Origin of the sequence: Entomohabitans teleogrylli (assembly GCF_001484765.1) — a bacterium.
GTDB lineage: Bacteria > Pseudomonadota > Gammaproteobacteria > Enterobacterales > Enterobacteriaceae > Entomohabitans > Entomohabitans teleogrylli.
This window is the reverse complement of record NZ_KQ947376.1, coordinates 192,986-207,654: the sequence shown is the minus strand read 5'-3', so window position 1 is coordinate 207,654 and position 14,669 is coordinate 192,986. Positions and strand designations below refer to the sequence as shown.

Below are 14,669 nucleotides of genomic sequence, written 5' to 3'. Positions count from 1 at the left end.
CCATGACCCGCACCTCCGACCCGTCAGCAGACGCGCTGAGTATCATTCTGGCACGGCGTGACCATGAAAACCCCGGCGTCTGCGCTATTAACCGGCTGGATGCCCATCCTCCTTTTCACAGTTGGCGCAATGCTGAGGAAGCGCGGGAAAATCATCCCTCTCATCGGCTACGCAGCCTGAACGGTCAGTGGACGTTTAGCTACTTCCCGCGGCCGGAAGCGGTGCCGGACGCCTGGCGCTACGGCGATCTCCCGGCGGCAGTCAGCATCCATGTCCCCGGAAACTGGCAGCTTGACGGTTACGACGTCCCCATCTACAGCAATATCAACTACCCCTTCCCGCCAGACCCGCCGCGCGTACCAGCTGACAACCCCACCGGATGTTACTCGCTCACATTCAGCGTCGATGAAAGCTGGCTCAACGACGGGCAAACCCGCATCATCTTTGATGGCGTCAACTCCGCGTTTCATCTGTGGTGTAACGGCCAGTGGGTCGGCTATGCCCAGGACAGCCGTCTGCCGTCAGAATTCGATCTCAGCGCCCTGCTGGTCGCCGGCGATAATCGCCTGGCAGTGATGGTGCTGCGCTGGTGTGACGGCAGCTACCTGGAAGATCAGGATATGTGGCGAATGAGCGGCATCTTTCGCGACGTCTCCCTGCTCCATAAACCCGACAGGTACATCCGCGATCTGCGCATCGTCACGCGCTTTAATGACGATTATCGTCGCGCAGTGCTTGATGCCAGCGTGGTGGTCAGCGACGGCGCGGCGCCCGATGCCCTGCAGGTCACGCTCCAGCTATGGAGCGGCGCGCAGTTGATTGGCGAAACCCGGTCCCCGCCGGGCAGCGAGATCATTGATGAGCGCGGCGCGTACCAGGATCGAGTCACGCTGCGGCTGGCGCTGGATAATCCCGCGCTGTGGAGCGCCGAAGTTCCGTTTCTGTACCGCGCGGTCGTGCTGCTGCATAGCGCAGATGGCAAACTGCTGGAAGCGGAGGCCGCCGATGTCGGGTTCCGCGAAGTCGCGATTCGCAACGGGCTGTTGCAGGTGAACGGTAAGCCGCTGCTGATCCGCGGCGTCAACCGCCACGAGCACCATCCACAGCGCGGCCAGGTGATGGATCGCGATACCATGGTTCAGGATATTCTGCTGATGAAGCAGCATAACTTTAATGCCGTGCGCTGCTCTCACTACCCTAACCATCCGCTCTGGTACAGCCTGTGCGATCGCTATGGCCTTTATGTGGTGAACGAAGCCAATATTGAAACCCACGGCATGGTGCCAATGAACCGCCTCAGCGATGATGCGCAATGGCTGCCGGCCATGAGCCAACGGGTAACCCGCATGGTGCAGCGCGACCGCAATCATCCATGCATTATCATCTGGTCGCTGGGCAATGAATCCGGCCATGGCGCGAACCATGACGCGTTGTATCAGTGGATCAAGGCCAACGATCCCACTCGCCCGGTACAGTATGAAGGCGGCGGCGCCGACACGGCGGCAACCGATATTATCTGCCCGATGTACGCACGGGTGGATGAGGATCAGCCGTTCCCTGCGGTGCCAAAATGGTCGATCAAAAAGTGGCTGTCGCTGCCCGGCGAACAGCGGCCGTTAATTCTCTGCGAATACGCCCACGCCATGGGCAACAGCCTCGGGGGCTTCGATCGCTACTGGCAGGCGTTCCGCCAGTATCCGCGCCTGCAAGGCGGCTTTGTCTGGGACTGGGTCGACCAGGCGTTGACCCGCTATGATGCCGATGGCCGCCCGTGGCTGGCCTACGGCGGCGATTTCGGCGATACCCCGAACGATCGACAGTTCTGTCTGAACGGTCTGGTCTTTGCTGACCGTACCCCACATCCGGCGCTGTACGAAGCGAAACACGCCCAGCAATACTTCCGCTTCCGTCTGCTGCCCGGCGCTACGCGGCGGGTGGAGGTGGTCAGCGAATACCTGTTCCGCAGCACCGATAATGAAAAACTGTACTGGACAATCGCGCGCGACGGCGAGCCGGTCGCCGCAGGTGAAAGCGTGCTGGAAATCGCCCCCGGCGCCAGCCAGATAGTTGTCATTGACGATAGCAATATTGCGCTGGCTCCCGGGCAGTTATGGCTTACGCTGCGCGTTGAGCAGCCCCGGGCCACGCCGTGGTCCGCCGCCGGGCACCTTGCCGCCTGGCAGCAGTGGCCGCTGGCAGAAACGCTGAACATCCGCCCGCATCCCGCACAAAGCGTAACGCCGCGCCTGGCCCGCAGCGCCAGCCACTTCATCGTTCAGGTCGCCGACCGGTGCTGGGAATTTTGTCGCCGACGCGGTGTGCTGGTTCAGTACCGGGTAGCCGGTGAGGCGCAGTTGTTGACGCCGCTGGAAGATCAATTTACCCGCGCGCCGCTGGACAACGACATCGGTATCAGCGAAGCGGCAAAGCCTGATCCCAATGCGTGGGTGGAGCGCTGGAAATCCGCCGGTCACTATCAGGCCCGGGCGCAGTTGCTGGAGTGCGCTGCCGATACCCTCTCCGGCGCCGTCCGGTTAACGACCGCTCACGCCTGGCAACACGCTGGCCAAACACTGTTTATCAGCCGCAAGGTTTACCTGATAAGCGGCGACGGCAGCCTGGAGATTACGGTGGATGTGGATATCGCCAGCGGTACGCCACCCCCGGCGCGCATCGGCCTGACGTGTCAACTGGCGCAGGTCAACGATACGGTGCGCTGGCTGGGACTCGGCCCCCATGAAAACTATCCGGACCGCCGCGCATCCGCCCTTAGCGACAGCTGGGCGCTACCGCTGGAGGCGATGTATACCCCCTACGTGTTCCCGAGCGAAAACGGCCTGCGCTGCGACACCCGCTGGCTACGCTACGGCAACCATCAGTGGCGCGGGGGGTTTGCTTTCAACATCAGCCGCTACAGCCAGCAGCAACTGGCGCGTACCAGTCATCGTCATCTGCTGGTCGCAGAACCGGGGTGCTGGCTGAACCTCGACGGTTTCCATATGGGCATCGGCGGCGACGACTCGTGGAGCCCGAGCGTTGCGCCCGAATACCTGCTCAGCGCCGGCCATTATCATTATCGGATCTACTGGGAGACCTGCTGAATACCCGGGCAGACGCGGCATTACGATCCACTGCCCGCCAGTGTTGCGGGAGACGCCGCGTGGCTGAGCCGCCTGCTGGTCTGGCTGAGCTGGCGGTATTTCTGCGGTGTCATGCCGGTGTAACACTGAAAGGCGCGGTAAAAAGCGCTGGCGGATCGGAATCCGACCGCCCGGGCAATATCCGTCACGCTGCGGTCGCTATCGCTCAACAGGGCGCACAGGTGGTTAATGCGCATCGCCGTAATGTACTGCCGCATGGTGAGTTGCATCACGCGCCGGAAAACCTTTGCCGCATAACCGGCATTGAGCCTGACATACCGGGCCACCTCGTCAGCGGCAAGCGGCCGGTGGTAGTTAGCAGCGATAAATTCCAGCATCTGGCTGACATAAAACTGCCCATGTCTGGAGATGCCATTATTCAGCGCGTTCGGCGCACCGGGCGTCAGCCGCACCCGCCAGTCGCAAAGACTAAAGCGGCGCATCATCAGCCCGACTTCATCAATCGCCAGCTGGCGAATCTGCGTATCCGGGCTGCGCAACTCCCGCTCCCAGCGCTGCACTTCAGTATCGCTGAGCGGCTGCGCGGCACAGGTCTCAACCACGCAGCCGTGGGTCACCTGCTGCACCAGATCGCGCGGCAATGACCAGCTCAGAAACAGGTGCATCGGCAGATGAAAAATCGCCATCCGCCGGCAGCACCCCGGGCGAGTGAGCCGGTGCGGTACACAGGCCCAGAACAGCGCGACATGGCCCTGTTTGATCGGCAGCGTCTCACCGTTAATCAGGTATTCGACATCTCCGCCAAAGGGCACATTCACCTGCAGGTGGCCGTGCCAGTGGCAGGAATCCATCACCCGCGGCTGGCGCAGCATGATTTCGGGTTGCGGGAATTGGGCATCCGGCGACAGCGAGCCGTGCGCCGGGGAATCAGGGTCTGCGCACGTTAGCGGATCGCAAGAAGGACTGGCGGTAAGACAATTTTCCATAACCTCTCTGCCTTTTGTTTCTGCCTTATCCGAATCCTGCCACAGGCGGCCAGCCAGCAGGACGATCGCTTCCACATTTCCATCAGATTTCCAGGAATTTTCGCGCCTTTGTCGCTGCGACAGCATAATCCCCCGCTACGATGTGTTAAAACAGGTCTCTCCCGGCGGCTGACGACGCTGGTTAACGACCCTGTTAGCAGATTAAAGCGCAGCGGGCATATGATAATTTGCCGTCATTGGTCGGTATCTGTTCGTTACTGGCGCAGGCCGGGTAATTAAAAATGTGCCAATGTATTATTCTGGCCAGGACCCGGTGGTCTTCTGCTCAGCAGGGCCAAAATATAATGCAGCATGCCATTCTGTGTTAGTCAATCTCCGGCATAAAATCAACTGCAATATAACTTTACGGTATTTTTTTTATTATCTTCCTGAGGGGGGATAGCCGCTCGCACCGCACGCATATATTTCGCCATCAAATACAACGCATGAGCGCTTTCAAAGCCAAGCTTTTTCATTAGCCCGCGTTTATGGTTGCTGACCAGCTTATGTGTTACGCCCATCACTTCCGCATAATCATTTACCGGCAGGTCGGTTTGCAAAAAACATAAAAAATCTCTTTCATGACGCGTCAGATGTATCTGCTCACCCACCGGAATACCGTCAGTAACATGATCAATAATATGACCAATGGCCAGCGACCGTCCCTTACTGACAAAGCAGTAAAGCTGTTTATTCATCGTAAAAGACACCATACCTTTATGCATCGGGAAGCTATTAATTAAGAAATGGAATCTCGCCCCGGGGACTTTATAATATGTCGCGCATTGTAAATCGACCACGCTAACAGAATGCGGTAGCTTTAAATGTTGAACCAGATGGCGAATGCTGCTATTGAAAAAAACATCATGACTAAAAATATTAAACATATCATATCCCTCTGACGCAGAATATTCACCTGCAACCACACCGACATGCGCAATATTTTATAATTAGTGATGCAGTCAGTTTCGGGAAGTTATATAGCACGCAAAACAGAAACAATATGTCAACCAGCAGGTGAATAACAAATAGTGTAGATTTATAAGGCAGATATGTCCATGCAGACAATCCATAAGAAAGTTCCAGGCAGAAAAATAAATTACGACATAATTAACCGACCTGAAAAGCGGATATCTGATACTCTCACTGACTTATCACTAAGATTTTTCCTCAGACTCTTCATATACCCTCACAAGATATCAGAATAATCATCTAACAGATCGCTTAACAGAAGCACAAAGGAATAAAAAAAACCGGATTTCAGTGTGATTATTTATCCCGTAATACCGTCACAGGCAATATTTCCTTGCGGTATTATAGAGGGATAACGGGATGATAACCCAGGCCAATCTATGATGGTATCACCAGCCAGAGTTAATCTTCCACGCCTGAGGGAAGATGTGCTGGCACGGGTCACTGCGCGGACCACCTGCATTCCCCCGGTAAATTATGTTACGTTATAGCAGACGGCCAACACATTCGCTGGCGGAACCTGATGCCGCCGAATGTGCCGGAGAGAGTGGTTGGTTAACGGAGGGGTACATGAGTCAGGGAAAAAAAGCGATATGGGGTCTGTTGATCTTCGCTGCGGCAGTTTTTCCCGCTAAATCCGCGCAGATAAGCTGCGAGGAGAGCGTTAAACAGGCAAACCGGATGTTGATTGCCAATAACGGCATACCGGTGCGCAATGAGCGTAAGCTGGCGATGATGCTCCAGGATCTGAACCAGAGTAATAACCTGCCTGCGGAATATGTCACCACGGAGCAGGCCAAAAAACAGGGCTGGAGCGGTAATCCGCGCGATTCGCTGTGGAAGGTTTGGTCGCTGAACAAAAAATCCATCGGCGGCGATCGCTGGGAGGGCGAACCACTCCCCGGCGCACAGCAGTGGTTTGTCGCCGACCTCGAAGTGGTGCGCGGGCTGCGCAGCGACAAACAGCTGATCTACAGCCCGGAATCATCCACCCGCTATCTGGTCACCGGGCGAAATACCGCGCCGGTCGCGCTGGAAGCCTGTTATTAAATCCGCCGGTCGCGCGCGCCTGACAGGCCGCGCGCCGAAAAGCCCCTTAATCAGCAAACGGCGGCTTATTGCCCAGTACGGCATCAATCACCGCCAGCGCGCCGCCCTGATTATTAGAAAGCGTCGGATAACGGGCGACTTGCTTCACCGCTGGCGCGGCATTTTCCATCGCGAACGACCAGCCGACCAGTTCCAGCATCTCCAGATCGTTGCCGCTGTCGCCAATCGCCACCGCCTGCTGCGCAGCGATACCCCAGCGATCCATCAGGCGCTGCAGACCGCTGGCCTTGTGAGAGCCGGGAATAATCAAGTCCACAAAGCCAAAACCGCTGGTGACCGGTTTCATCACCCCATCAAGAGAATGGTGCAGATTATCCAGCAACGCCGGGATCTCGCTGTCCGGCAGATTGAGGGAGAATTTAAAGATAGTGTCGTCGATGGCCTGCACGTCGTTCACCGACTGCAAACGATGATAGTGGCGCGACATCAGATCGATAAACGCCTGCGGAGCGCCCTGCATATAGTAAGCGCTTTCCAGGCCGCAAATCACAAAATTGAGACTGCCGCAGGCTGACAGTGCCGACAGAACATGCAGATATTGCTCGCGGCTCAGGAGAGCATGATGAATGCGTTCACCGGCGTCCACCACCAGCGCGCCATTTTCCGCCACAAAAGCGATACGATCGGCAATTTCCGGGAAAAACGAAATCAACTGGTAATACTGGTTGCCGCTGGCCACCACAAAGCGGATCCCCTGCTCAGTCAGAGCCTGGTACTGTTGCAGAAAGCGGGGTTTGTCGTAGTGTTTTTTATCGTCAAGAAAGGTGCCATCCATATCGACCGCGATGAGCTTAATCTTCATACTGCCTGTTGTGCCTCAATGTGTTAACAAACGCTTCACATTATAGGCGCTGGCAGATTTTTTTGATAGATATCACATTGCGCGCTCTGCGAATCTGTCCGTGGTCCGCCAGGGATGCGCCACTGAGGGGTATTTTGCTGCTCGCTAAATCGTTATATGTTTATCTATATATTGATGATGCTTTGGGCAAAAATATCCATTTTCAGGGTAATTGTCCTGGTGCTGGCCTTATGCAACCACTCTTTGACTGCGCAAAAATTAACAATACATTCCCGGTCAATGAATAAATGTCTGAGTAAGTAACCGGTTCATACCTGAACCGTTAATTTATCTTAAATATTGCCATCAAATGATAATGGTTATCAGTAATATAGTTACCCTGTCAGAAAAATATCCTGGTAAAATCTCAAATAAACAAGCCAGGTAATCAATCAACTAACATAACCAACTGATTAACATTAAATAAAATAAAAGAGTTATTTTCCCGGACGGTGAATTTTTCTTAATTACGGATATCAGTTAAACGATAAAGTCACCCGCGTAGTCACATTATCTGAATTTATTTTCTGGCTTCATCGAAGGGTGAAACCCATGCCATCAATTGATCGTAAGCAAAATTTACCCGCAATAAACATTTATACTCCCTAAGAAGTAGATTAATACCTGCCAGCGTTCTGTCACCGCGACTGAACGGTTTCTTTGCATATTTTGAGTAACGGAGCATGTTTCCCGTAATAACCACCGAGTGCTTACTGGAGAAAAACGCGTTTTCCTCCTGCCGCCAGTGTATTGCCGTATGCGACGCTCAGTCATTCAGCCTGTCGGGCGGACGTGTGCATCTGAATAGCGCCAGTTGTCACCAGTGCGGGCGCTGCGTCGCCGCTTGCCCGATAAACGCGATTGACGGACAAGCGCCGGATCGACGCGTTATTTCCGGCTGGCTGCTCAGTTCCGCCTCACCTCCCCCCTCGGTGAAAGAATTACTGCTCTATTACGCCGCCGGCATTGTCGCTATGCGTATTGCCGCGCACCACGACGGCTGGCTGGCCACAGCGCGGCAGGCCAATGCCTGCCTGGCGCAGATGGGCAAACGGCCCTTCACACTGGAAACCGCCACCGGTCACGATGAGGCCGTGTCAGACTCCCGACGCGCATTATTTGGCCTACGGCGGCTGACAAATCCGCTCGCCCGTAGCGGCCTGGCGGGCGCCTCGTTGGCGCAAGCCTTTCCGGGGTTCCAGTTCACACGGCTGGAGATTGACTCACCGCGCTGCACGCTCTGCCTCGCCTGCGCCCGGGTTTGCCCCGGGTCGGCGCTGACCATTAGCGCCAGGGATATCGCTTTCGATGGTTCACGCTGCAACGCATGTCGCCTGTGTCAGGATGCCTGCCCGGAAAAAGCAATAGATTTAATCGCCGTCGTCCAGCCGCTGGCGCCAGAGCGTATCGGGATCCACATCGTGCCGTGCCGCGCCTGCGGCGAACCCTATGCCTCACTGAACAATGCCCCGGCGACGTGCCCCGCCTGCCGAATTAAGCGCCGGCTGAATATCCCCGCCAGCGCCATCGGCCAGGCCAGCCTTTCCCTTTCTCGCGAGGATAACCGATGACCTCAATCCCGCACACCATTCGCAATCCGTGGTTCAACAGTTATGCCCGCCGCTATGCGGAGATAGAGCGCCAGACCCTGCAGGCAATCGAAAATTATGGCCTGGCATTTAACCACGACGACACACTGGCGCAGCGCGCTGAAACGCTGAAGACCCGCCTCGCCGCCGCTGGCGCCACCTTCGCGAACGGCGGGAAAAGCATTCACAGCCACTGGCTGTCCAGCGCCTGCCGGGCCTGCCGTACCGGGGAAGGCAGTTACACCACGTTCCTGTCTCTGAAATGCCACCGCGATTGTTATTTCTGTTTTAATCCCAATCAGCAGGGCTATGACTATTTTCAGACTCAGCAGCGCGATGCCGGGGGCGAGATAGCGCAACTGGCCCGGGAAAACGCCGCGCTCAGCCACGTGGCGCTAACCGGCGGCGAACCGCTGTTGCACAAAGCGCAAACTATTGCCTTTTTCTCCGATCTGGGGCGCCATTTCCCGCAGGCCCATTCGCGGCTGTATACCGCCGGCGATCCGCTGGATAGCGCCACCGCCCGCGCGCTACGCAACGCCGGGTTACAGGAAATCCGCTTCAGCATCAAGATTGACGATACGCCGGAAAAACAGCGGCGGGTGTTGAAACGCATTGCCCTCGCCAGGGAATTTATTCCCGATGTGATGGTTGAGATGCCGGTGCTGCCCGGTAGCGGCGAACAGATGCGGAAGTTGCTTATGGAGCTGGATGCCCTTGGAGTGGACGGCATCAACTTGCTGGAGTTTTGTTTCCCGCTGAACAACGCCGCCGCTTACCGGGAGCGGGGCTTCACTCTGAAATATCCGCCGTGGCAGGTTTATTACAATTACTGGTATGCCGGCGGGCTGGCCATCGCCGAAAGCGAGAATCTCTGCCTGGAGCTGATGCTGTTTGCGCTGGAGAACAAGCTGCAATTGGGCGTGCACTACTGCTCGCTGGAAAATAAACATACCGGGCAGGTTTACCAGCAAAACGCCGGCTACTCACCCCCGGAGACTCTGCTCTTCTCCGGAATCGACTATTTTTTCTACAGCGCCAAAGCTTTCGGCGACGATATTCCGGCCGTGGAACAACAACTCAGGCAACACGACATTGCCTTTACCCGCAATCTCCAGCACCACTTTATTCAGTTTAACCCTCAGGCTATCCCCCTGCTGCGCGACACCGGCGCTGAACTGTGCCTCTCCTCTTTCATCGTTGAACGAGACGATCGCCATCAGGCGCTGATCAAGGAAGTCAGAGTCACCCCCATCACTCCCGCCGGCTTTTCGCTGGCCGCCATTCAGGGAACCGTTTCATGAAGACAATGAGCCGTCACGACTATTTTTATGCCCGCCGCTTTGCCTAGGATCTGCTACGCCGCCTGTTTATGGAGGAGCCGACGCCGGCGCTGCTCAACTATCTGAAGCAACAACAGCCGTTGCGCCTGCTTCAGCACCCGGAAAACGCGCCGGCGGTGAATGATGCGCTGGCAGAGATTGAACTTTTTCTGGCGCAGCGGGAATTTCGCGCTGGTGAAGCGGATTTTGAAGATCTGCACTGGGATTACACGCGCCTGTTTATCGGCCCCGAGGCGCCCCCCGCGCCGCCGTGGGAATCGGTATATGTCTCCCGGGACAAGCTGCTGTTTCAGCAGAGTACTCACCAGGTGAAACAGTATTACGAAAATTATGGTTTTACCCTGCCGGGTAGCGAAATTGAGGCCGCAGACCATATCGGCTTTGAGATGGATTTCCTCTACCACCTCAGCGAGCAAACCGTCGCCCGCCTGGAAGCGGCAACGGATGAGGATGCCGATTTCCAGGCGCTACTGCACGTCCAGCAGACCTTTTTGCAACGGCATTTGCTGGCCTTTGTTACCCCGTTCAGCCGCAATGTTTACAACCATGCGCAGTCCGGCTTTTACCGGGCATTGAGCACGGTGCTGGAACACTTTGCTCACCAGGATGCACAGCGGCTGGCCCGGGAATCAGGTATCCAGGCGCAACCCGCCTGAATGAGAAAACATAATTAACAATAAGGAAAGAGCAATGGATGAACATCACCCTTCTGGTTTAAGCCGGCGTTCATTTATCCAGTGGACCTCGGCGGTGACCGCGATGGCCGCGCTGCCGATAAGCCGCGGACTGCGCGCCCAGCCTGACGCTGCTCCGCCGCCGACACCGGTCACACAAAACGGCCAGTGGAAACCGGTGGCCTGCTGGCATAACTGCGGCGGGCGCTGCGTGAACAAAGCGCTGGTGGTTGACGGTATTGTCGAACGCCAGAAAACCGACGACGTACATGCCGATACCCCGGACTATCCCCAGCAGCGCGGCTGCCTGCGCGGTCGTTCCCAGCGCAAACAGGTGTTCGGCGCCGATCGGTTGAAATACCCGATGAAACGCAAAAACTGGTCGCCGGGCGGCGGCGATCGTTCCCTGCGCGGCCGCGATCAGTGGGTGCGCATTAGCTGGGATGAGGCGCTGGACATTGTCGCCAGCGAAACCAAACGGATCCGCCAGAAGTACGGTAATGAGTCGCTGTGGGTTACCGGCCAGAACGGCACCCATTATTTTAACGTTTACGCCGCTTCCGGCGGTTACGTCAGCGACTGGGGCACCACCTCCTGGGGGGCATGGAAAGAGGCGCCGGCTTATATGGGGCTATTTGAGGGCTTCACCACCTTCGGCGCCAACGACCGCTTCGATATGCGCAACTCGCAGTTGATCGTGATGTGGGGCGCCAACCCGGCATGGAGTAGCCCCGGCAGCCCGACCTGGCATTATCTGCAGGCGAAAAAAGCCGGCGCGCGCTTTATCTCTATCGACCCGAGCTACACCGATACCGCCTCGCTCACCGATGCGCAGTGGTATCCGGTCAACCCCGGCACCGACCACGCGCTGGCGCTGGGTATCATGCACACGCTGCTGGAGGAAGACGATCCCGCCACTAACCCGCTGATTGACTGGGATTTTCTCCATCGCTGCACCATTGGTTTCGATCGCGATCATATGCCGCCGGGCGCCAACCCTGACGACAATTTTAAAGATTATCTGCTCGGCACCTTTACCGGCGAGCCGAAATCCGCCGCCTGGGCGGCAAAAATCTGTGGCCTGAGCGAGGATGACATCCGTGAACTGGCGCGCCAGATCGGCGGCACCCAGCGGGTCGCGCTGATGACCGGCTGGGCGCCGGCGCGCATCCACAATGGCGAAGGCTGGGTACACGCTTTTTCCACCCTCGGGTTTATGACCGGCCATATGGGGCGCCCGGGGCGCATGACCGGCGTCAACTGCCACTTCGCGGCGGGCAATAACGGTACCCGCCTGCTGATGGGCGGCGCCAACGGCCTGCCCACGGTGGCGAATCCTGTCAAGAAAAGCATTAACCATAACGAACTCAACCGCGCACTGCTGGAAGGCAAGTTCCGCCAGCGCGGCGTCGGTGATGTCGATGTCAATATCCAGATGATTTTCCACTCGTTCAACGCCGTGCTGCAGACGCGCGCCAATATCATGCAAAGCATTGAGGCGTACCGCAACGGCATTGAGTTCGTCGTCACACCGACGTATGTTCTGCAGCCATGCGCCAAATATTCCGACGTGGTACTGCCGGTGACCACCGAGTGGGAACGCGAAGGGATGATCCTCAACCCCAGCAACCGCGAAGTATTGATTGCCGCGGTTAACGTCACCCCGCCGCTGTATGAAGCGAAAAGCGACCAGTGGATTGCCAAAGAGCTGGGTAAACGTCTTGGCGTCAACGTTGATGAACTGTTCCCGACGTCAGAAAAGCAGCAGTTCTTTAACACGCTCCAGGGCGCCACCATCATCCTGGAAGACGGGTACACCAAAGCGCCGCTGCTGACCATTACCGCACAGGACATTGCCGACTGGCAGGTCACCGGCACGCCGCAGCAGGGGCGGATTACGCTCAACGAGTTCCTGACCGTTGGTAAATACCAAATCGAACGCCGCGAGGGCGACAACTACGGTTATATCGCCTATGAAGATTTTGTACGCGATCCGCAGAGCCACCCGCGTCCCAGCGAAAGCGGCAAGTTTGAGATTTACTGCCGTCAGTTAACCGAAAAATCCAGAGAGTGCGGCTGGACCGAAATCCCGCCCATCCCCAAATACATTCCCGCCGCCAAAGGTTATGAAGCGAGCTTTACCGACTGGGACAGCGGCACGAAAGGCGATTACCCGTTCCAGTTGTATAACCCGCACTATCTGCGGCGCTCGCACAGTACCCTCGACAACGTTCCCTGGCTGCGCGAAGCCTGGCCTTCCGCGGTTTATATCAATGCCGCCGACGCCCGCCGTCTGGGGATTAAAAATGGCGAAACGGTACTGGTGAGCAGCGCGTCCGGCAAACTGCTGCGTCCGGCCTGCGTCACCGAAACCATGAAACCCGGCGTTGTCGCCCTGCCTCACGGCAGTTGGGTCAACATTGATGAGAAGACCGGTATCGATCTGGCGGGAGCGGATAACACCATTTCCGAACAGGTCGCGACCGGGCTGGGAACCTCTGGCTGGAATACCGTGCTGTGTAATGTAGCGAAATGGCATGGCGAACAACTGGTGGAAGACGCCAAATTACCGCAGCGAATCATCTTTAACGAGGCGTAACGCACATGGAAAAACAAGTTGGATTCTATATTAACGTCGCGACCTGCATTGGATGCAAAACCTGCGTCGTGTCGTGTAAGGACAAAAACGACCTCGAAGTCGGGCGCAATTTTCGCCGTGTGTACGATCTGGAAGCCGGCAGCTTCCCGAATCCCCAGCGCTGGCATTTGTCCATCGCCTGTAACCACTGCGACAACCCGCAGTGCGTCAGCCACTGTCCGACCACGGCCATGCACAAGCGCGCCGAAGACGGCGTGGTACTGGTGGATCACGATAAATGCGTCGGCTGTCGTTACTGCACCTGGGCCTGCCCCTATGAAGCGCCGCAGTACGACGCCGCACTGGGGATGATGACCAAGTGCGATACCTGTATCGACCTGCGCGCCGCGGGGGGAAATCCGGTCTGTGTGGATTCCTGCCCAATGCGCGCCATTGAGTTCGGCCTGATCAGCGATCTGCGTAAAAAATACGGCAGCAATGCGGATATCGCCGGTTTACCCAGCTCCAGCATCACCAGTCCGAACCTGGTGGTAGGGCTGAAAGGATAAGGGAGACATCACATGCATGAATGGCCATTAGTCATCTTTACCCTGCTGATGCAGGTTTCTGTGGGCTGTCTGGCGGTGGCGCTCCTCTGCCACCTGCGAACAGGCGGTACGCTGCGTCCCACCCACGCGCTTGCCGCGATGCGCCTGCCGCTGCTGAGCGCGTTTATCGCCGGCGCGCTCGGTCTGCTGGCGTCGATTTTCCACCTTGGCAACCCGCTGCATATGTTTTACACCCTGACGCACATCGCCAGTTCGTGGATGAGCCGTGAAGTGCTGGTTACCGGCATTTATATGGGGCTACTGTTTATCAGCGTGGCGCTGGCGATGCTGAAACAGCGGCTGGCGGTTGGCATATTAATGCTCGCCCTGTTAGCCGGGCTGGTAGACATCTATGTGATGTCCGCTATCTATGCCAATACGCTGTTCACGCTGTGGGGCGGCTGGTTTACCTGGAGCGGTTTCTACGGCAGCGCGCTGCTGCTCGGCGGAATGCTGACCTGCACCATGGTCATGCCGGTGCTGAAAACCCAGGGCTATCAGACCGAGGCCGGCCGGGTGCTGCGCATCTCTCTGGCGGCCTGCGGCGCGGGGATTCTGTTACTGCTGCTTTCCGCTTCGTCGCTGTTGACGATGGTGGGCCAGCCGGCATCGCTGGGCATCACCGGTAAAACGCTGCCAGAAGGCTTATTTAACCTGAGCATTCTGCGCGTTGCCCTGCTGTCGCTGGGAATGTTTACCGCCGGGCGCCTGCTGTGCAGAAATAGCCACCAGCGCTCTGCTGGCGCCGTGCTGGGTCTGTCATCACTGTGCATTGTGGCGGCGGAAGTGGTGGGACGTTACGTGTTCTTTAGTCTGGGGGCCTGACAG

General features: G+C 57.1%; 11 protein-coding genes. 8 read left to right on the top strand and 3 right to left on the bottom strand.

Annotated elements, in window-relative coordinates; translation table 11 throughout:
- Nucleotides 1-2 precede the first annotated feature (2 nt).
- Nucleotides 3-3,101 carry a beta-galactosidase gene (locus tag AQ981_RS00970; protein WP_058909884.1) on the top strand — a complete coding sequence of 1,033 codons (3,099 nt, stop codon included), beginning with the start codon at nucleotides 3-5 and terminating at the stop codon, nucleotides 3,099-3,101.
- Nucleotides 3,102-3,121: 20 nt separating this feature from the next.
- On the opposite strand, the gene melR is transcribed toward AQ981_RS00970, so the two are convergent.
- Both melR and AQ981_RS00960 read right to left on the bottom strand, forming a co-directional pair.
- Complete coding sequence (gene melR / locus AQ981_RS00965; RefSeq protein ID WP_058910308.1) at nucleotides 3,122-4,087, bottom strand: transcriptional regulator MelR; 966 nt, start codon at nucleotides 4,085-4,087, stop codon at nucleotides 3,122-3,124.
- A gap of 386 nt (nucleotides 4,088-4,473) precedes the next feature.
- Nucleotides 4,474-5,013, bottom strand: a complete 540-nt coding sequence (locus AQ981_RS00960; RefSeq protein ID WP_058909883.1) for a LuxR C-terminal-related transcriptional regulator — start codon at nucleotides 5,011-5,013, stop codon at nucleotides 4,474-4,476.
- Between the two features lie 655 nt (nucleotides 5,014-5,668).
- On the opposite strand from AQ981_RS00960, the gene AQ981_RS00955 reads away from it, so the two are divergent.
- The gene (locus tag AQ981_RS00955) at nucleotides 5,669-6,148 is read left to right on the top strand and encodes a hypothetical protein (RefSeq protein WP_058909882.1); all 480 of its coding nucleotides are present in this window, start codon (nucleotides 5,669-5,671) and stop codon (nucleotides 6,146-6,148) included.
- A 46-nt stretch (nucleotides 6,149-6,194) separates the two neighbouring features.
- Here AQ981_RS00955 and AQ981_RS00950 read toward each other — a convergent pair whose 3' ends face one another.
- Nucleotides 6,195-7,010 (bottom strand): Cof-type HAD-IIB family hydrolase, encoded by an 816-nt coding sequence (locus AQ981_RS00950; protein WP_058909881.1) that lies wholly within the window; start codon nucleotides 7,008-7,010, stop codon nucleotides 6,195-6,197.
- A 722-nt stretch (nucleotides 7,011-7,732) separates the two neighbouring features.
- Here AQ981_RS00950 and AQ981_RS00945 point away from each other — a divergent pair.
- From AQ981_RS00945 to AQ981_RS00920, 6 genes are all read left to right on the top strand, one after another.
- The gene (locus AQ981_RS00945; RefSeq protein WP_058909880.1) at nucleotides 7,733-8,620 is read left to right on the top strand and encodes a 4Fe-4S binding protein; all 888 of its coding nucleotides are present in this window, start codon (nucleotides 7,733-7,735) and stop codon (nucleotides 8,618-8,620) included.
- Nucleotides 8,617-9,942, top strand: coding sequence for a radical SAM protein (locus AQ981_RS00940; protein ID WP_058909879.1), 1,326 nt, complete (start codon nucleotides 8,617-8,619; stop codon nucleotides 9,940-9,942). The genes AQ981_RS00945 and AQ981_RS00940 overlap by 4 nt, the downstream gene beginning before the upstream one ends.
- 68 nt (nucleotides 9,943-10,010) lie before the next feature.
- Nucleotides 10,011-10,637, top strand: coding sequence for a TorD/DmsD family molecular chaperone (locus tag AQ981_RS00935; RefSeq protein ID WP_082683114.1), 627 nt, complete (start codon nucleotides 10,011-10,013; stop codon nucleotides 10,635-10,637).
- A gap of 34 nt (nucleotides 10,638-10,671) precedes the next feature.
- Nucleotides 10,672-13,254 (top strand): molybdopterin-dependent oxidoreductase, encoded by a 2,583-nt coding sequence (locus AQ981_RS00930; RefSeq protein WP_058909878.1) that lies wholly within the window; start codon nucleotides 10,672-10,674, stop codon nucleotides 13,252-13,254.
- Between the two features lie 5 nt (nucleotides 13,255-13,259).
- Nucleotides 13,260-13,802 carry a DMSO/selenate family reductase complex B subunit gene (locus AQ981_RS00925; RefSeq protein ID WP_058909877.1) on the top strand — a complete coding sequence of 181 codons (543 nt, stop codon included), beginning with the start codon at nucleotides 13,260-13,262 and terminating at the stop codon, nucleotides 13,800-13,802.
- Nucleotides 13,803-13,814: 12 nt separating this feature from the next.
- Nucleotides 13,815-14,666 carry a dimethyl sulfoxide reductase anchor subunit family protein gene (locus AQ981_RS00920; protein ID WP_058909876.1) on the top strand — a complete coding sequence of 284 codons (852 nt, stop codon included), beginning with the start codon at nucleotides 13,815-13,817 and terminating at the stop codon, nucleotides 14,664-14,666.
- Nucleotides 14,667-14,669 lie beyond the last annotated feature (3 nt).

Coding starts and splice junctions, on each gene's coding strand:
- melR (WP_058910308.1), bottom strand. CDS start 4,087: ATGGAAAATTGTCTTACCGCCAGTCCTTCTTGCGATCCGCTAACGTGC.
- AQ981_RS00930 (WP_058909878.1), top strand. CDS start 10,672: ATGGATGAACATCACCCTTCTGGTTTAAGCCGGCGTTCATTTATCCAG.
- AQ981_RS00960 (WP_058909883.1), bottom strand. CDS start 5,013: ATGTTTAATATTTTTAGTCATGATGTTTTTTTCAATAGCAGCATTCGC.
- AQ981_RS00950 (WP_058909881.1), bottom strand. CDS start 7,010: ATGAAGATTAAGCTCATCGCGGTCGATATGGATGGCACCTTTCTTGAC.
- AQ981_RS00955 (WP_058909882.1), top strand. CDS start 5,669: ATGAGTCAGGGAAAAAAAGCGATATGGGGTCTGTTGATCTTCGCTGCG.
- AQ981_RS00925 (WP_058909877.1), top strand. CDS start 13,260: ATGGAAAAACAAGTTGGATTCTATATTAACGTCGCGACCTGCATTGGA.
- AQ981_RS00945 (WP_058909880.1), top strand. CDS start 7,733: ATGTTTCCCGTAATAACCACCGAGTGCTTACTGGAGAAAAACGCGTTT.
- AQ981_RS00935 (WP_082683114.1), top strand. CDS start 10,011: ATGGAGGAGCCGACGCCGGCGCTGCTCAACTATCTGAAGCAACAACAG.
- AQ981_RS00920 (WP_058909876.1), top strand. CDS start 13,815: ATGCATGAATGGCCATTAGTCATCTTTACCCTGCTGATGCAGGTTTCT.
- AQ981_RS00970 (WP_058909884.1), top strand. CDS start 3: ATGACCCGCACCTCCGACCCGTCAGCAGACGCGCTGAGTATCATTCTG.
- AQ981_RS00940 (WP_058909879.1), top strand. CDS start 8,617: ATGACCTCAATCCCGCACACCATTCGCAATCCGTGGTTCAACAGTTAT.